Raw genomic sequence first — 17,272 nt, forward strand, 5'->3', positions numbered from 1 at the left:
TTAATCCCTCCTCAACGTTTCAACGAGTTTATTTAATTTTTCACCATCTATTATGACTGACATATCTGCACTAGGATGGTAGCGAGGACAGATAGTTATGGTCTTCAGCCATGGGGCAAAATGTCTCAGAGTCGAAAGTCCTTGTTCGCCAAGGGCGCAAAAGACCCCGAAAAAAACCACGAGGTCGTGTTGCCCCTCTTCCCTTATGCCGTCCCATTCGGAGTCCCTGAGCCTGTCAACTATATTGACAGCGGGCATCCAGGCATCTGGTTCGAAGCCCTTCTGCAGAAATCCTTTTATCGCATGTGAAACAGCGACCACTGGTACATTATATGCCTCTGCCATCTCAATAGCATAGTCCAGTGCCAGCTTATCATCATATTTTGCCTCCAATAACGAAGGTCCAAATACATACAAAGGCCTCTTTGCCTTCTTTATCAACTTGCCAAGGACTTCTGGAGATATCACCCTGGGCGTATCACCCTTGCCAATTCCCCTGCCAAGCTGCCAGGACCTGTTAATGCTAACAATATCTTCTTTCGCCATCGTGTCCATCATCTCCATTTGAGTTTGAACCTCTCCAGATTGGTGGGGTCTGGAATCCTGCCCGGCTTCCAGCCAACCTCCTTCAATTCCTTTAATAGCACATCCTTTTTAGCAATTGGCAGGTCAGCCTCGGTTCTAACGAATACTGGCCAATCGTCCGGGAGTGTGCCAAAATATTTCTCGCTCAGGTCCAGATAATGTGATAATTTTATCATCCTTCCCTTGGTGGTATCATTGGGCCTTATACAGAGCCTCGCCGTCATGACTATGCACTCTTCCTTTGTCTCGGATGCGTACATGAGATGTTCAGGAGCAGGTCCAACAAAAACCCTCTCTCCCCTGGCTTTGACGTCGTAGACGTGCCAATCATCCTCTATGTCTTTTCGTCCCAGATACAGCCTTCTGTATTTAGAAGCATGCGGTCCAACTATCACCGGGATACCCCATCTGTTACAGCCCACGGCGATCGCTTCGGCTTTCTGGGAGTATACCCCCCATGCAACTCCGCATGCACCAATACGATTTAGTATATAGTCAGCTATCTCTTCGTAGTTCGCCCTTATATTCCTCCTGGCGAATATGCTGGGAATCTTGATGCATGCACCCGAAATATGCGAGTTCGCAACACATGACCCAACATTAGCTATACAACCCGCATCAAAGTCTCCAGGATATTTTTCATATAACGTCTTCCCATCTTCATCTTCATGCATCGCTATATCCATGGCTGCACATCCAGAGGCGACCACTATATACTTTCTACGGAGGAACTCCTCTGCCATCTCCGCAAGTGCTCCCCTTCCCTTTGGATAGTTTGCGCATCCAACATAAGCTACCACTCCTGGAATCGTTCCCAATACTATCGGTGGACCGACGTGTCTTATTTCCGTGTCCAGGATTGGTCCCCTGCCACTTCTCAAGAGGTGTTTTTCTTCCTTGACCTTGCGCTCTGCGGCCCTTTGCACCATATTCAATATTGGCAGGTCCCTTCTGCACACTGGCTCACATACCCCGCATCCCAGACACAGGTCATAGATGTCGACCAATCCGCTCAAGTCGCCTTTTGCGGCCGCCTCCATTGCCCCTGGAATTGACAGGTCAAGCGGACACGTCCGTTTACATTCGCCGCACACATTGCAATCCCTGGCAAGTTCCATCACCTCTTGTTTATCCGGCAGGGCTTTTAATTTCCTTCTTTTCTCCGATATTCTCAATGCCACTTCGACCGCCACTTCTCCAGCCTTTTCTGAATCGAGTATCAATGCTCCAGGAGCGCCATTTACCAAGTCCTTTATTATCTCGCCAGTAGGGTCGTTGGTCCTGTCGGGCAGACCATAACATATTTTGTCAGAGGTCGCTATGACCGCTGTTTTCACCTTTGTGGCCTCTTTCAGCGTGTCAAGTCTAACGCATTGTTCATCTACCACGATGACATCTGCCACTCCCGACCTTATGAAATATAGTTGCTTGGAGAGGTGGCCAACCACTTTGGCTGTTTTTTCATATCTGGTCAGGTCATGAGCTGTACAACATAATCCGCCTACTTCCAGTTTATCCATCATATCTTTTTTCATCAAATAATCCACTATCTCGGTTCCTGTGACCACGTTGTGTCCTACGCATATGACCACGGGCTTGCTCCGGTCGAGTGTTCCCATGCCGATCTCGACCAGGGGAGCATCAGGGTCTCCCTTTGGAAAACCATAGCCGGTTATCTGGGCTATATCTGCCGCCTCCATCACCACGTGGTCGATCATGCCAACGTGCATGGATTTGGACTCGAAGTCAATAGAACTGCCCTCTTGACCCGTATGGGTGGCTGACAAACATTGAACGATTTGTTCCTCGGCATAATCCAGCACCTTCCTCAAATCGCTTAAGCGTTCTGGCCTCATCCCAACTACCGCCATTATGTTGGGGGCATTCACGCTGATAAATCGTCCCAGGTCTATTTTATGGTCGCCTCCCAATTTTTCGATCAGGTGTTCGACCATGTGCCTTGCATGAGCGCCATGCGTAGCAGCACCTATGCAACTCGATAGAAGATACATCCTGGCTTGCTGGGCACCCATGTCTATGCCACAGGCACCCCTCTTTCCAGCCGTCAGGTCACACTTTCCATATGTGCAGAGACAGCACATGTCGCAGAATGGAGAGTAAAATGGTTTGTATCTGTTCAGCAAAATGTGGTCCCATGCCCTTAGAGTATCGATGGATGGCATTGGAGTCGGACCCATGCTCTCCTCCCAAGTGTCCTCGATGATGCTTCCGATGGTGACGTCCACTCCCTCCATCCTGGCGAGGGCGCTTTTTAGCTCTTCGATTTTAAATTTAAGTTTACTCATGTTGTGCTCTCCATTTTCTTTAGCAAATCCTTTATTTCTGAAATAGCCTCAACTGCCGCTGATGCGGTAAAATCGACCAGAGCTGTTCCATCCATCTCGGCTTCTCTCACTTTGTGGTCGAATGGTATGATTCCTAAAACGTCATCGAAATGCTCCCTTATGAACCCTTCCTCCTCAGCATTGGCAATCTTGTTTCCAACTACATAAACCTTCATCAATCCGATGTCCTCTGACATGTTTATTATTCTTTTGGCAGTCTCTATCGAGTTGTGCGTCGGCTCGACTATGATGATTATGCCATCGGCATATTTCGCAGTGCCCCTTCCCAGATGCTCGATGCCCGCCTCCATGTCTATTATCACGTTGTAGTCTTTCAAAAACATATATTTTAAAAACGATTTTAACAGCACGTTTGCTGGACATGCGCACCCAGCTCCGCCTTTTTTCATCGTCCCCATCAAAATGAACTTGATGTTATCAGGTCCGTCCACCCATAATTTCTGGGGCAGGTCTGAGACAGCGGGATTTAGTCTGAAGACCGACCCATAGGCATCCGGGTCCGCTCCTGTCCTGTCCTTGATAAGGTCCTTCATTTCTGACAGCGGAGTCAGATTTTCAACTTTCTCTCTACCGAGTCCGAGGGTGGAGCGAAGGTTATGATCCAAGTCAGCGTCTATCGCGATGATATCCAAGCCGTCCCTGGCAAGCAACCTCGCCAGCGTTCCAGCAAAAGTCGTCTTGCCGACGCCGCCCTTGCCACTGACGCATATCTTCATGGTAGTAGTTTATCATTATTAAACAGTATAAATCTTTCTGGACGCTTCTCATATCAATAAACCATGACGCTTTTCACGGACGGAAGCTTCATCAGAGCATCTACTACCTCTCCCGGAACCCTTGCATCCGTGATTATCGTGAGTTTTGGGCTCTCAGTAAAGTAAGGGTCATCGGTTACGGCCTGCCTGATGCTGATGTTGTGCTTTGCGATTGTGGTGGCGACCTCGCCGAGTATGCCTGTTTTTTGAGCATTTTTTGGGATGATGATTACAACTCCCAGCCCCAGCAGTGGTGCGACATGTTCTAAAAAGGCTATCGATGTGATGTTCTGGAACACCTTTTTGAGCGTTTCATCTCCTAAAATTGCCTTGACCGTGGCATCGACGGCCCTTCTGTCCACCCCAATCTCTTTTGCAATCTGCGTATGCGGTATCTCTATGGTGCCAGAGACCACCCTTCCCTCTGAATTAATCTGAAAGCCCCGCCCAAAAAGAAGGCGGATTACCTTTTCTTGCGCAGGAAACTTGCTAAACTTTTCCATGATTTTCGTCCACATATCGACTTCACCGCTCAAGTATATACATTATATGCATTGGAGTCCCTGTACAAAGGTTTTTGTGTGAGGTGATGAATCTATGCACCCAAATATTTATATCTCAGAAAATGTCAATAAATAATGGTAAAAATGGCAATAAAAACTGCCGAGATTAGGGAAAACGGAAGAGTTGTGATACCCAAAAATGTCAGAGATGACCTTGGTGTTAAGAAGGGCGATACACTATTATTTGAAAATATATCAAGAGAGGAATTGCGGGTCAAGGTAATAAGAGGCGAGGACTCATTCCTTATAACTATTCGCAATCCAAAGAAGGGCAAGGCGATTAAGCCCTCTAAGCTGAAAGAGGAGCTCTGGTCAGGATGATATTCGTAGACTCCAACATTTTCATGTTCGCCGGCGATGAAAACTATCCTGAACATATGAATGCGAAGAGCTTTTTTGAAGAAAAAAGGGAAAAATTCTGTTTTAACACCATCATCGCCCTCGAATCCCATTATGGATATCTAAGAAACTTGGGCGCAGAGGAAGCAGAAGTCAGGCTGAAAGCCATGTTAGAATCCAAGCTTCTCAAATATTATGCCATAACCGAAGAAGATTTGATTAAGGGAGCAGAAATCTCCCGGAGATATAACATAAAAACGAATGATGCCACAATAATTGCAAACATGCTGAGAAATGGCATTGACAGGATAGCCACAGACAACGTAAAGGATTTTAGCAAACACTCCAAGATTAAGGTGATTAATCCCATCAAGCGTTTTACATGAACGAAGTTAAAGGGCCTTGTTTACATTTTCAATCCCTTATTCACCATAATTTATAAGTTAATAATACTATATAGAATATAGATACAAAGAGGCATAATCCACAAAGAGTGATTAACGGAGCAGTACATGCACGATGATGGCAGCGTAGAGGGCTGCGGCTGGTGTCATAATCCGACGGTGCATTATGTGCAATCACCAAATGATACGGACTGCTTCGCTTGCCATGTGGAATTTGTGCCAGAGCCACAAACAGCACATGGAGTCGAGCTGGCAGATAGGTACACGTGCATCCAGTGCCATGAGTACCATCTGTTCGCGGTCAGAGCAAGGGCACACACGCCATACGGGTGGTTCATGTCGTCTGGCTCCCCTTACCTCCCTGCCGATGAAATCCACATAGCACACGATGGCGTTAACTTTTGGGCATTCTTCCCAACGTGTGCCCCGTGCCATGGCAATCTGCTGGACGAAATGAACGATTGTGATTGGTGTCATGCAATTGCAGAGAGGCCAGTGCCAATCAAACCGCCTGTGTTGGAGCCGCCAGTAGTAGAGCCTGAACCAGAACCTAAACCATGGTATGTGATTCCAGGATTTGGGGCAATATCAGCCATCGTACTCTTGCTTGCCGCAGCATTTCTGGCGATGCGGAGACGATAATCTTTTATTGTCTCTCTTCTCTCATTGAGATGAGATGATGAAAAGAAGGACTATATTAGTCCTGATAGTGATTATCATATCGTTATCTGGAATATATTATGTGAAGTTGACTCCCATAGCGCCTGAACCGCTGCCAGCACCTGCGTTGATAGCGATTGAGGTCAGCAAGGATGCTTATTTAACTGGAGAACCAGTAGAGTTCACAATCAAAAACATCGGACACAGTACGGTGTATTTACCGACTACAGCCCCCTGGCATGTTGAAAAAATGGTGAACGATGCGTGGACCCTCGTTCTCTCGCCAACTGCGCTTCACAGAATATCACTCAAGCCAGGGGAGTCGCTGTCATATAGCTGGGGGCAAACTGATTACAACAGAGAACAGGTCTCACCTGGCGTTTATCGAATTGGCGTATCTTGGTACGGTGGCCCCATTGTTCATTCCCAGGAGTTCGATATATATGGGTTGACCATAATAATGCGTAAACAGTGATATCTTGCATCCCACAACCGACATCAGGGGCTCCAAAGGTGATGAGCTCGGTGGCAAAAAAATCGTGCTGTGCGTCACGGGCAGCATAGCCGCCGTCGAAGCCGTCAAATTAGCGCGCGAGCTGGTCAGACACGGGGCTGACGTTTACGCGGTGATGAGCGATGCGGCTCAAAAGGTCATACACCAGGATGCGCTGCAATACGCAATCGGGAGAAATGTAATCTCCGGGCTCACAGGAGATGTAGAGCATATTGAATTGTGCGGAGATGGGACTGGCAAAGCCGATTTATTATTAATCGCCCCATGCACGGCAAATACGATTGGAAAAATCGCAACTGGCATAGATGATACTCCTGTAACGACATTTGCATCCACTGCACTGGGCACTAAAATTCCAATCATCATCGCTCCTGCGATGCACGAATCAATGTACTCGCAGCCCATCGTCGCCGATAACATCCAGCGATTGAAAAGGCTTGGAATCGAATTTGTGGGCCCTCGCTTAGAGGAAGGAAAGGCGAAGATAGCGGATGTCGAGGATATCGTCCTGTACGTACTGCGCACGCTCTCGGAAAAAGGACTTAAGGGGAAAAAGGTGTTGATCGCCGCCGGGGCTACAGCAGAATCAATCGACCCCATCCGGATACTCACCAGCCGAAGTTCTGGCAGGACAGGATTGGAACTCGGCAGAGAGGCGTTCATCAGGGGCGCAGATGTCACGTTAGTGCACAGGGGAGATAGTCCATATCCGATGATGCGCCACATCCACGTTGAGAGCGCTGGAGAGATGACAGATGCGGTGCTCGATGAGTTAAAAGGAGGATATGACATATTCATTTGTGCCGCTGCCATATCTGATTATACGGTCAATAGAGCGCCGAACAAGATACCCTCTGGCAAGAATTTAACGCTTCCCCTGAAGCCCGTTCCAAAGTTGATAGGATTGGTCAGAGAACAATATCCTGATTTGCCGATGGTTGGCTTTAAAGCCGAGACAAATGTGGCGACAGATGTCTTGATCGACAGGGCAAAATCACTGAAGGATGCGGTTAGATTGGACCTGATCGTGGCAAACGATGTCGGCAAGGGCGGAATCGGCGAGGACGAGAATGAAGTGTATATCATCGGCGAGGACATTGTGCATGTCAAGGGTTCCAAACGAGACATCGCAAAAAAGGTAATAGACGCAATAGTTGGAATATTATGAACGCCATAAAAGCTAAGGCATATGCGCCGTCGCATATCACAGGCTTTTTTGAGATTTGTGAGTCAGAAAAACCCGAGTGCATGGGGTCCAGGGGCTGTGGATTTACACTAAAGGCAGGGACGGTGACAGAGGTCGTGGTTGAAGATGGAAAAGGAGTATCCATTCACTTAAATGACGTCCTCACAAGGGCGCCAACCACCGAATTCGTCGTGAAGGAATTGGCAGCCAATCGGTCTGTCGAGGTGCACAGCAAGATAGACGTCCCGATTGGATGCGGTTTTGGAGCCAGTGGAGCCGGTGCGTTGAGCACCGCGCTTGCATTGAACGAGGCGCTGTCCCTGAACCTCACATATAACCAGGTTGGAGAGATAGCCCACATTGCAGAGGTGGTGAATAAAACCGGTCTGGGAGATGTGATTGGACAGTCATACGGCGGCGTAGTGATGCGAAAAGAGCCAGGAGCGCCGGGGATAGGTGTCGTTGACAGGATTCCCATCAGTGATGTCATGATCGATTACGTGGTGTTTGGCGAAATCATCACAAGGGAGGTCTTGGAGGATACGAGCATGAGAAAAGAAATTAATAAAGCAGGGAAAACCGCCATGAAGAAATTGCTCCATAGACCGACATTTGACGAGTTTATTCGGTTGTCCAAAAAATTCGCCATCCAAACAGGATTTCTCAGCAGTGAAGCGGCTGATGCAATAGAAGCGGCTGAATCTGATGGTGGAATGGCAGGCATGGCGATGCTGGGCAACACCGTGTTCGCTGTTAATGGATGCGATGCGTTAAAAGAGTTCGGAAAAGTTCATACGAGCAGGATATGCCATCATGGAGCGCAATTGCTATGATAATGTCAAGAGACCACCCTCGATACGAATCGCTGAAGATTCGGGAGAAGCTGGTGGACGGATTTAAAGCAGGCATCGTCTGCGCAGAGGGGTTGATCGCGCATGGACGGGGTGAGGCATTTGATTATCTGGTCGGCGAAAAGACGATTGAGCCTGTAATGACCGCAAATAGGGTTGCGGTTGCAATGATGTTAGCAGCAAAGCACCCAGTCATCTCAGTTAACGGCAATACTGCTGCATTGGCTCCAGAAGGACTAGGACGCCTGAGCGTAAAACTAAACGCACCACTAGAAGTAAACCTATTTCACAGGACGGAAGAGAGAGTAGAGAAGATAATCCATCATCTGGAGGCACATGGAGCAAAGGATGTTCTAGGGAAAGGAGCGAATGCGCGCATTCCCAACATATCCCATGAACGGGCAAAGGTGGACAAAGATGGAATATACAAGGCAGACGTCGTGTTGGTTCCGCTGGAGGATGGAGACCGATGCGAAGCGCTCGTAAACATGGGCAAAACCGTGATAGTCGTGGATTTAAACCCGTTGTCGAGGACAGCTCAGGCGGCAAGCATTACGATAGTGGACAACGTGGTCAGAGCTGTGCCCAATATGATAAAACTGGTTGATGAAATGATGACATTGTCTAAGTCTGAATTGGAACATATATGCGCGTCATACGACAATAAGGCGATGTTGGAAAATGTAATCAGAAGGATTAAAATGATTTAAGACTTGTTAGGCTTCGAGGATGATGCCATGAATATCAAACGACTGTCTGAGTTGAACGATGCACAAATGAGAAACTTGTTGCGCAGTGATGTCGAGGAAGTCACGAGCGTTGTGAAGAGGATTTTAGAGGATGTGCTGAAGAACGGTGACAGCGCTGTCATCAAGTATACGAAGAAGTTTGATGATGCGGTACTGAAAAACCTTGAGGTTATAGAAGAGGATATCAAGGATGCTGAGGCATCCATAGATGCAAAACTCATCAAACACCTCGAGAAGGCGGCGCGCAATATAGCCGCATTCCACGACGAGCAGTTGAATGATGAGTTATGGCTGACTGAATTTAGACCAGGTATAATGCTCGGACAGAAGACCACGCCATTGGACAGGATAGGTGCATACGTCCCTGGTGGCACCGCGTCTTACCCTTCCACAGCGCTGATGACCGTGATTCCGGCAAAGGTGGCTGGCGTTCGAGAGGTGTGCATTTGTACTCCACCCAGGCCAGATGGCACTGTAAACCCTCTCACGTTAGCAGCAGCCGGCATAGCAGGCGCAAACAGGATATTCAAGGTGGGAGGGGCGCAGGCAATAGCGGCAATGGCATATGGTACGAAGAGCATCCCAAAGGTTGACAAAATCGTCGGACCTGGGAACGTATATGTAACAGCTGCCAAGATGTTGGTGCGCAATGATGTGGAGATCGATTTTCCAGCAGGACCCAGCGAGATCGTCATCCTAACAGATCAAGTTTCTGAGGCAAAAATCGCATCCTTCATCGCATCGGACATGATTGCACAGGCAGAACACGATGCATCGTCTGTTGCAATCCTAATCACGACCTCCAAAAAACTGGCAGAAAAGGTCGATGGCGAGATAGAGAGGCAGGTGAAAAAATCACTACGCAAGGATGTAATCACCAGGTCACTGAAGCGAAGCGCTATTTTGGTAGCAGACGACCTCGAACAGGGAATAGACTTTGTCAACACGATTGCACCCGAGCATCTTGAACTAATGGTTCCCGACCCGCTGAACGTATTGAAGAATATCAAACATGCTGGCGCGATATTCATTGGAGAATACTCTCCGGTCGCCGCCGGGGACTACGCCGTCGGAACAAATCACGTTCTGCCAACGATGAGATATGCAAGGGTGCTTTCCGGCTTGGATGTAGCTCATTTCGCGAAGAAGTCCAGCATCCATATCATCAGCAAGTCCGGGTTGCGCGACCTGAAGGACACGATAATAGCGCTTGCCGAGGCAGAGGGACTGGAGGCGCATGCGAATTCGGTCAGGAAGAGGTTTGAAAGGTGAGATTATCCATTAAACTATCTTGATTTCAGTCAGAACGACCATAGAAAGAAGGTTTTAATACGTTAAAGTACGAGGTAGAAGTATGAACGCCACCATGAACGATGTCTTAAGAGAGATAAAATCTTTAAGAGAAGAGCTTCATGAGTTGAAGGATATACTTATTCCTGAAGTTGAACCCGAGCAGGAAGAAATAGAGGCAATTGAAAGAGGGCGGGCGGAATATAAAAAAGGGGATTTCGTGAAGTTTCAGAATTTAAGAACGTGATTTAATGTTTGAAGTTGTTATCCTCAAGTCAGTCCAGCACAAACTGAAAAAAGCCCCCAATGAAGTAAGAGAAAGATGTTTTGAAGTTTTCGAGGCACTGCAACATACCTTTGCGCCTTTGGGTTATGACATTAAAAAACTTAAAGGCCATTCTATGGCCTTCAGGATTAGGATTGGAGACTGGAGAATTACTTACGAAGTCTTGAAAAAAGAAAAAGAGGTTATTATTCACGATATTCGGCAAAGGAAGAAAGGATATAAGAGATAACCCCTCAATATTGAAATGCAATGCATCCATCTTAGATTATACTTTTAAACATGACGTGCATCTTTAAGACGAGAAGTTCAATCAAGAGGCTGAGTGTTTAACATGTTACGAACTCACTACTCAAGCGAGATAACACCGGATGATGACGGCAAAAACGTCACCGTTGCAGGATGGATTCATGAGATTAGAGATTTGGGAGGCATCACCTTCATAGTGATAAGAGATAGGAGAGGGTTGGCGCAGGTCACGCTGCCAAAGAAAAAGGTGGACAAAAAACTGAGCGAAATATCCAGGAGCATCAGCAGAGAGTCGGTTGTAGTGGTTTCTGGCGCAGTTAAACGCGAGGAGAAAGCGCCCAACGGTTATGAAATCATTCCTAATGAGATTCGTGTTCTGAGCGGGGCGGAGTCGCCGCTTCCATTAGATGTCACCGGAAAGGTCGGCGCAGACCTGGATACGCGATTGGATGCCAGATTTGTAGACCTCAGGCGCCCCGAGATACGGGCAATATTTAAAGTCCGACATCATACTCTCTCTGCGATTCGCATATTCCTGGAGAGCAACGGCTTCATCGAGATAAATACGCCAAAAGTGGTCGCAACCGCGACCGAAGGAGGGACTGCCCTGTTTCCGATCACCTATTTTGAGGGGGAAGCGTTCCTCAGTCAGAGTCCACAGCTGTACAAGCAGATGATGATGGCGGCGGGACTGGACAGGGTGTACGAGATAGGTCCAATATTCAGAGCAGAGGAGCACGATACCAGAAAGCACCTGAACGAGGTGATATCCATTGACATAGAGGCGTCTTTTGTTACCCATGAGGAGGTTATGTCGATATTGGAAGAGGTTGTCAAGCACGCACATGGTCATGTGTCGAAACATTGTGCGCATGAACTCGATGTTCTCGGCATCAGTTTGTCTGTACCAAAGACGCCATTCAGACGGATATCTTATGATGAAGCGATGGACATCGCGAGAGGACATGATGAGTGCAAGGGCGTAGAATGGGGAGACGACCTTGACACGGCTGCGGAAAAAGCCGTTGGCGAAAGTATCGGCGAGTACTATTTCATAGTAGACTGGCCCACAGATATCAAGCCATATTATGTAGAGCCGTATGAAGACCGTCCAGAGGTATGCAAGGCATTCGATTTGATGGACCCAAGAATGGAGATGGCATCCGGAGCGCAACGAGTGCATTCATATGACTTTTTGAGAAAAAGAATCGAATCCAAGGGGCTGGATGCAGAGGGATTTAAGTGCTACCTCGACGCATTTAGATACGGAATGCCCCCGCATGCAGGATGGGGTATGGGTGTGGAGCGGTTACTTATGAGTATGTTGGGCTTGGCAAACATCAGGGAAACCGTTTTGTTCCCTCGGGATAGAAGAAGACTTTCGCCGTAAAGTTACTCTGGCATTAATTGTCGTATTAAGCGTTATAGCACCATAAGTTATATGTTCTTTTTATCGTATTATATAATATGTAGCACATATTTGTATTGTATTACACGGGGGATGGGGATGCGTGGCTTAACGACCGAACTTCTTGATGTCTCGAATCTGATTCATATGAAGATGCCGCCTCCCGACGAGAGTAGAAGACCAACATGTTAAAAATGAAAGTATGTGATAAGCGATAAAGAAGTGATCGGCATTGCATATCAAAGAGATTGAGCTCCAGAACTTCAAATCCTTTTGGAAACGGGTGAAGATTCCGTTTTTCGATGACTTCACGACCATCTCTGGACCAAATGGCTCAGGGAAGTCCAATATCGTCGATGCTATTCTTTTCGCACTTGGCATTTTCACTTCCAAAATGATGAGAGCTGAGAAGCTGACGGACCTGATTTATAATGGTAACGGAAGAAAAAACCCCAACTTTGCAGAGGTGACCATTCGATTTGACAACGCTGATAGGGAGATTCCAGTGGATGAAGACGAGATATCGATCACCAGAAAGATTCAGCGAACGGACAAGGGGTATTATAGCTACTTCTATTTTAACGACAAGGCATGCAGCCTGAATGATATTCACATATATCTCTCCAAAGCCAAGATATCGCCAGAAGGATACAACATCATCATGCAGGGCGATGTCACCGATATCATCGAAATGGGTCCTGTAGAGCGCCGAAAGATAATAGACGATATCGCAGGGGTTGCGGAATTCGATGCAAAGAAAGAGCGGTCACACGAAGAGCTGGAGACCGTAAGAGAGCGCATAGAAAGGGTCGACATCATACTCGACGAAGTAAGCGCCAGGCTGGTTCAACTGCAAGAAGAGCGCGAGCAAGCGCTCAAGTATCGGACGCTTAGGGACGAAAGGCGGCGCTGTGAGGCGTTTATCCTGCTTGCAAAACTGAAAAGCGTCGAAGATGAATTTAAAAAAGTGCTCCAAAAGCTGGATGCGGGAAATCGGAAAAAAGATGGCCTGATTCATGAGCTGACCGAAATCAGAGGTGAAATCACAAAGTTTGAAGGGAAATTGCGCGTTTTGAATGAGCAGATCGCCCAGAAAGGAGAAGATGAACAAATAGGGATAAAACGAGAAATCGAGTCAATTAGAGGGGACATAGCACGGAATAGACAGGCTATAGAGTTCTCCCAACATGAGATAAATAGCGTCGAAGAGCAAAGAAGAAGGGCATTTGTTGAGATTGACAAAACAAAAAATAAGATTGAACAATTGACGACACAGCTTACGGAAGAAGAGGTTCGAAAAGGAAGCATGCTCGCGGAGATAAGCGAACTGAATAGCACATTATCGGTTGCCCTGACCAGGATTGAAGAAGTGGATATGAAATTCGCTGATACACGGGACCAACTAACAAAACTCAAGGAGGAGATAGAGCGAAAAAAGAGCGAAAAGAATGAGATGCTTCGAGCAAAGGACCGACTGCTTGATGCGATAAGGCGAAAGTCCTCAGAGGAAAGCGAGGTCAAACGAGAGATGGAAAACGCCAAGGAGCGCATCTCTGAGTCTGAAATTGAGATGAGACGGATTCATAGTGAGCTTAAAGAACTCGAGAAAAAAGTTGGCAAGATGTCAGGAGATGTAAGTGAGTTAGAGGGTAAAAAATCTGCTCTGACCCGCGAATTAAGCGATATCGAAAAGAAGTTATGGGACGTTCAGCAGGAGTATGCAAAAGCAGAGGCGCGAGTAAAAGTTGCGGATGAGATGGGCACGTACAATCACTCTGTCGAAGTTGTTCTAAAAGCAAAAAAACAACGCGAATTATCTGGCATTTACGGAGTGATAGCCGAACTTGGCAAGGTCAATGAGAAGTATGCCACGGCATTGGAAGTCGCCGCAGGCAGTCGGATGCAGTGCATAGTGACCGATAACGACGAGGACGCTGCATGCGCCATCGAATTTTTAAAACGAAAGAATGTCGGCAGAGCTACATTTCTACCATTGAACAAGATGCGTCCTGGATCGGTGCGAAAGAATTTCGCCAAGGAAAAGGGAGTGATCGATTACGCGATAAACCTCGTGGATTACGATATAAAATTCGGCCCTGCCTTTTGGTATGTTTTTGGAGATACTCTCATCGTCGAGGACCTGGATACTGCGCGGAAATTGATGGGCAATCATACTGCGATACGAATGGTGACGCTTGACGGCGAACTGGTGGAGAAGAGCGGCGCGATGACAGGTGGTTCGAGGGGGAGTTCTCGCTTCAAGTTCGCTGCATTGGAAAAAGAGGGGCTCAAGAAATTAGCAGAACAGGTCACCGAATATGAATCGAGACGGCGACATATCATCGGCCAGATCGATGCAATCGATGGGCAAATCGCATCCACATCGAGGGGCACAACCGACATAGATGTAGAAATATCTGGAAAGAAAAGAAAACTGGTCGAACTAGAAGAATGGAGTGAGCTATATGAGGAACAGATTAAGGCGAGTGAAAAGAGGTTGAAGGAACGGGTGGACGAGGGGAGAAAACTCGGCGCCGAGATGAATTCTTTGGAGGAGCAAAATTCGGAGATCGATGGCGAGATTGGCGAGAGCGATAAAGAGATAGGGGGACTTGAGAGATTGCTGAAGGAGTCAGAGATTCCAGCGCTGACCGAAGAAGTAGAGCGAGTCAAAGCAGAGATACAACGATCGAAGGATAGAGTGCGCGACATCGATGCCAGAATAAACACGATAAACATAGAAAAGGGCTTCACGTCGACAAAGAGAGATGAGGTCGGGGAAAGATTAAACGAATTAGAAGAGCGCAAAAAACAGTTAAAGGACAAAACAAAGGAGTATCAGGATCAGATTACCATCTTCGAGGAAAGATTGAGAGAAAAGATGCAGCGAGAGGAGGAGTTGGAAGTCGAACTGGTCGATATGCGCAAAGTAAGGGACAGGATACTCGAGGAGGTGGCGAAGGTAGAAGTCGAGAAGAACGATATTCAAAACAATCTTGGAAGGGTCGAGGTCAAGATAGAAGTCCTTGTGACAATGAAAGACGACCTGCAAGCCCAGATCGATGAAATTAACATGGAAGTCAAGGCATGCGACATACAGGAGGTAGAGGATGTTCCACCACATGAGTTGTTATTGGAAAATATCGCGACTTTGAATACTAAGATGGAAGAGATGGAACCCGTCAATATGCGGGCAATCGAGGAATATGACCAGGTCCAGGAGAGAGGGCATATACTACAAACCAAAAGAGATACACTATTCAAAGAGCGCAACGAGATTATCGATAGAATCCAGCGGTACGAGCAGATGAAGAAAGACACATTTATGGAGAATTTTCTCGCCATCAATGCACATTTCAAAGAGATATTTGCCCTGCTCTCTGATGGAGAGGGTGAGTTGGTGCTTAACAATTGGGAGGATCCATTTGCAGGAGGACTATCCATCAAAGCCAAACCAGCCGGTAAGACGATTAGGCGAATGGATTCAATGTCTGGAGGCGAGAAGAGCTTGACGACACTTGCTTTCATATTCGCAATTCAAAAACACAGGCCAGCTCCTTTCTATGCATTTGATGAAATAGATATGTTCCTCGATGGAGCAAATGTCGAACGGGTGGCGAACATGATCAAGAATGCGTCCAAAAACGCACAGTTTATCGTGGTATCGCTGAGGGAGTCAATGGTGAAGTCTGCAGATAGGACCATCGGCGTTACCATGCAAGAGGATAACATATCCAGCATAACTGGCGTGAGGTTGAACTAATTGGAAGAACCTGTTGAAATATTGGTGGACCTAGCTAAAAGCGGCGAGATAGACCCATGGAACATCGACATAGTGGATGTCACAGATAGATTCCTCAAGAAATTAGAGGATAGGGAACAGCTGGACCTATGGGTTTCGGGAAGGACGCTTCTGTATGCCTCGATACTCTTGCGCATGAAGTCGGAGGCGCTGGTAGAAGATGAGGACGAGGTGGAGGAAGAGGAATTCTTCAACTTCCTACCCGATTACTCCCAGACAGAGGAGTATCCTGTTTTGCGCCCCAATGTGCGCCGACAGTCGAAGCGACCTGTGACGCTTTTGGAATTGATAGATGAATTGAAAAATGCGATAGACCGAAGGGAACAAAGCAGAGTAAGAGGCATTAGGAGAGAGCAAAATCGACCGACGACAGAGGACGCCCTTCAGGTAGTAAACCAGGAGAACTTGGAGAATCAAATTCAAATGGTGATGGAAAAGCTGAAAAAGAGGTTCAAGAAACAAAAGCGCATATCATTTTCAGAACTGGTCGAAGAAAAGAATCCCTCCTCCATCGTCCAGACATATATCCCATTGTTATTTTTAGCGATTAGAAAAAAGATACGGTTAGAGCAAAAGGAGCTGTTTGGCGATATATATATAAAATCGAGGTCCAAAAGTGCATGAGCGATAAAGAGGTATTAGAGGCTGCACTTTTCGCTGCAGGCCAACCCTTGAGCGTGAAAGAACTGGCAGAACTATTGGGCAAACCAGTTGAGCATGTAGCAGATATTTTGAATTCCCTCTTGGAAGAATATAAAACAAGGGACACATCGCTGGAATTGACTGGAATCGATGGAAAATATGTGATGCAGGTCAAACCAAGATATGCGGAGCTGGTGCGAGACATGGCACCGAGAGAATTTGGGGCTCCTGTGCTCCGGACGCTCTCCGTGATAGCATATCGACAGCCGATTACGCAGGCAGGGGTGGTCGAGATCAGAGGCAATAAGGCATACTCACACATTGCAGAGATGGTGGAAAGAGGATTGGTAAAAGCGACCAAGCACGGTCGCACGAAGATGCTGACGACGACGCGTGCTTTTGCAGAATATTTCAGGCTTGAAACAAGCGACCCCGGGGCAATTAAAAAAACGATCGAGAAACTGGCGGATGCGCAAAAATTGATGCCACTAGATGATGTGGATGAAACCGCGTCTGCTCAAGATTGAAAATCTCCACCTGACTAAGACTAAAGAAGATATTGAAATCCCCTCCTTGGGACGTAGAACTGCATCCTCCTTACGCGTTTATAGGCTGGATGCAGCTCC

Annotated in this window: 18 protein-coding genes; 14 read left to right on the forward strand and 4 right to left on the reverse strand. The window is 47.1% G+C overall.

Annotated elements, in window-relative coordinates; translation table 11 throughout:
* The 4 genes from BME93_01660 to BME93_01675 are packed head-to-tail and all read right to left on the reverse strand — an operon-like array spanning position 1 to position 4,224.
* Positions 1-564: a carbon monoxide dehydrogenase beta subunit family protein gene (locus BME93_01660; protein ID ATZ60867.2), complete on the reverse strand. Its 564-nt coding sequence runs from the start codon at positions 562-564 to the stop codon at positions 1-3.
* Positions 555-2,891: a CO dehydrogenase/acetyl-CoA synthase complex subunit alpha gene (gene cdhA, locus BME93_01665; GenBank protein ID ATZ60868.2), complete on the reverse strand. Its 2,337-nt coding sequence runs from the start codon at positions 2,889-2,891 to the stop codon at positions 555-557. Before cdhA ends, BME93_01660 begins: the two co-directional genes overlap by 10 nt.
* The gene (locus BME93_01670; GenBank protein ID ATZ60869.2) at positions 2,888-3,667 is read right to left on the reverse strand and encodes an AAA family ATPase; all 780 of its coding nucleotides are present in this window, start codon (positions 3,665-3,667) and stop codon (positions 2,888-2,890) included. The genes cdhA and BME93_01670 overlap by 4 nt, the downstream gene beginning before the upstream one ends.
* A 53-nt stretch (positions 3,668-3,720) precedes the next feature.
* On the reverse strand, positions 3,721-4,224 hold the full coding sequence (locus BME93_01675) for an amino acid-binding protein (GenBank protein ID ATZ60870.2): 504 nt from the start codon (positions 4,222-4,224) through the stop codon (positions 3,721-3,723).
* A 120-nt stretch (positions 4,225-4,344) separates the two neighbouring features.
* On the opposite strand from BME93_01675, the gene BME93_01680 reads away from it, so the two are divergent.
* From BME93_01680 to scpB, 14 genes are all read left to right on the forward strand, one after another.
* Positions 4,345-4,590: an AbrB/MazE/SpoVT family DNA-binding domain-containing protein gene (locus BME93_01680; protein ID ATZ60871.2), complete on the forward strand. Its 246-nt coding sequence runs from the start codon at positions 4,345-4,347 to the stop codon at positions 4,588-4,590.
* Positions 4,587-4,994: a type II toxin-antitoxin system VapC family toxin gene (locus BME93_01685; GenBank protein ID ATZ60872.2), complete on the forward strand. Its 408-nt coding sequence runs from the start codon at positions 4,587-4,589 to the stop codon at positions 4,992-4,994. The genes BME93_01680 and BME93_01685 overlap by 4 nt, the downstream gene beginning before the upstream one ends.
* 126 nt (positions 4,995-5,120) lie before the next feature.
* Entirely contained in the window at positions 5,121-5,654 is a 534-nt protein-coding gene (locus tag BME93_01690; protein ATZ60873.2) for a PGF-CTERM sorting domain-containing protein, read from the forward strand.
* A gap of 34 nt (positions 5,655-5,688) precedes the next feature.
* Positions 5,689-6,147, forward strand: a complete 459-nt coding sequence (locus BME93_01695; protein ATZ60874.2) for a hypothetical protein — start codon at positions 5,689-5,691, stop codon at positions 6,145-6,147.
* Positions 6,148-6,151: 4 nt separating this feature from the next.
* The gene (gene coaBC, locus BME93_01700; GenBank protein ID ATZ60875.2) at positions 6,152-7,354 is read left to right on the forward strand and encodes a bifunctional phosphopantothenoylcysteine decarboxylase/phosphopantothenate--cysteine ligase CoaBC; all 1,203 of its coding nucleotides are present in this window, start codon (positions 6,152-6,154) and stop codon (positions 7,352-7,354) included.
* The gene (locus tag BME93_01705; GenBank protein ID ATZ60876.2) at positions 7,351-8,205 is read left to right on the forward strand and encodes a pantoate kinase; all 855 of its coding nucleotides are present in this window, start codon (positions 7,351-7,353) and stop codon (positions 8,203-8,205) included. Before coaBC ends, BME93_01705 begins: the two co-directional genes overlap by 4 nt.
* Positions 8,206-8,207: 2 nt before the next feature.
* The gene (locus BME93_01710) at positions 8,208-8,933 is read left to right on the forward strand and encodes a 4-phosphopantoate--beta-alanine ligase (protein ATZ60877.2); all 726 of its coding nucleotides are present in this window, start codon (positions 8,208-8,210) and stop codon (positions 8,931-8,933) included.
* Positions 8,934-8,960: 27 nt separating this feature from the next.
* Positions 8,961-10,244 (forward strand): histidinol dehydrogenase, encoded by a 1,284-nt coding sequence (gene hisD, locus BME93_01715; GenBank protein ID ATZ60878.2) that lies wholly within the window; start codon positions 8,961-8,963, stop codon positions 10,242-10,244.
* A gap of 82 nt (positions 10,245-10,326) precedes the next feature.
* A complete protein-coding gene (locus BME93_01720; GenBank protein ID ATZ60879.2) occupies positions 10,327-10,509 on the forward strand; it encodes a hypothetical protein in 183 nt (60 codons plus the stop codon).
* A 4-nt stretch (positions 10,510-10,513) separates the two neighbouring features.
* Positions 10,514-10,777 carry a type II toxin-antitoxin system RelE/ParE family toxin gene (locus BME93_01725; GenBank protein ATZ60880.2) on the forward strand — a complete coding sequence of 88 codons (264 nt, stop codon included), beginning with the start codon at positions 10,514-10,516 and terminating at the stop codon, positions 10,775-10,777.
* A 102-nt stretch (positions 10,778-10,879) separates the two neighbouring features.
* Complete coding sequence (aspS, locus tag BME93_01730; protein ATZ60881.2) at positions 10,880-12,184, forward strand: aspartate--tRNA(Asn) ligase; 1,305 nt, start codon at positions 10,880-10,882, stop codon at positions 12,182-12,184.
* A 250-nt stretch (positions 12,185-12,434) separates the two neighbouring features.
* Positions 12,435-15,965, forward strand: coding sequence for a chromosome segregation protein SMC (smc, locus tag BME93_01735; GenBank protein ID ATZ60882.2), 3,531 nt, complete (start codon positions 12,435-12,437; stop codon positions 15,963-15,965).
* Positions 15,966-16,628 (forward strand): ScpA family protein, encoded by a 663-nt coding sequence (locus BME93_01740; GenBank protein ATZ60883.2) that lies wholly within the window; start codon positions 15,966-15,968, stop codon positions 16,626-16,628.
* The gene (gene scpB, locus BME93_01745; GenBank protein ATZ60884.2) at positions 16,625-17,173 is read left to right on the forward strand and encodes an SMC-Scp complex subunit ScpB; all 549 of its coding nucleotides are present in this window, start codon (positions 16,625-16,627) and stop codon (positions 17,171-17,173) included. Before BME93_01740 ends, scpB begins: the two co-directional genes overlap by 4 nt.
* Positions 17,174-17,272 lie beyond the last annotated feature (99 nt).

The sequence above is a fragment of the Methanosarcinales archaeon Met12 genome, assembly GCA_002813105.2.
Taxonomy (GTDB): Archaea; Halobacteriota; UBA148; order UBA148; family JAJOKI01; genus JAJOKI01.

Coding starts and splice junctions, on each gene's coding strand:
- cdhA (ATZ60868.2), bottom strand. CDS start 2,891: ATGAGTAAACTTAAATTTAAAATCGAAGAGCTAAAAAGCGCCCTCGCC.
- BME93_01685 (ATZ60872.2), top strand. CDS start 4,587: ATGATATTCGTAGACTCCAACATTTTCATGTTCGCCGGCGATGAAAAC.
- BME93_01695 (ATZ60874.2), top strand. CDS start 5,689: ATGATGAAAAGAAGGACTATATTAGTCCTGATAGTGATTATCATATCG.
- BME93_01690 (ATZ60873.2), top strand. CDS start 5,121: ATGCACGATGATGGCAGCGTAGAGGGCTGCGGCTGGTGTCATAATCCG.
- scpB (ATZ60884.2), top strand. CDS start 16,625: ATGAGCGATAAAGAGGTATTAGAGGCTGCACTTTTCGCTGCAGGCCAA.
- BME93_01675 (ATZ60870.2), bottom strand. CDS start 4,224: ATGTGGACGAAAATCATGGAAAAGTTTAGCAAGTTTCCTGCGCAAGAA.
- BME93_01705 (ATZ60876.2), top strand. CDS start 7,351: ATGAACGCCATAAAAGCTAAGGCATATGCGCCGTCGCATATCACAGGC.
- hisD (ATZ60878.2), top strand. CDS start 8,961: ATGAATATCAAACGACTGTCTGAGTTGAACGATGCACAAATGAGAAAC.
- BME93_01670 (ATZ60869.2), bottom strand. CDS start 3,667: ATGAAGATATGCGTCAGTGGCAAGGGCGGCGTCGGCAAGACGACTTTT.
- aspS (ATZ60881.2), top strand. CDS start 10,880: ATGTTACGAACTCACTACTCAAGCGAGATAACACCGGATGATGACGGC.
- BME93_01660 (ATZ60867.2), bottom strand. CDS start 564: ATGGAGATGATGGACACGATGGCGAAAGAAGATATTGTTAGCATTAAC.
- BME93_01710 (ATZ60877.2), top strand. CDS start 8,208: ATGTCAAGAGACCACCCTCGATACGAATCGCTGAAGATTCGGGAGAAG.
- BME93_01720 (ATZ60879.2), top strand. CDS start 10,327: ATGAACGCCACCATGAACGATGTCTTAAGAGAGATAAAATCTTTAAGA.
- BME93_01680 (ATZ60871.2), top strand. CDS start 4,345: ATGGTAAAAATGGCAATAAAAACTGCCGAGATTAGGGAAAACGGAAGA.
- BME93_01725 (ATZ60880.2), top strand. CDS start 10,514: ATGTTTGAAGTTGTTATCCTCAAGTCAGTCCAGCACAAACTGAAAAAA.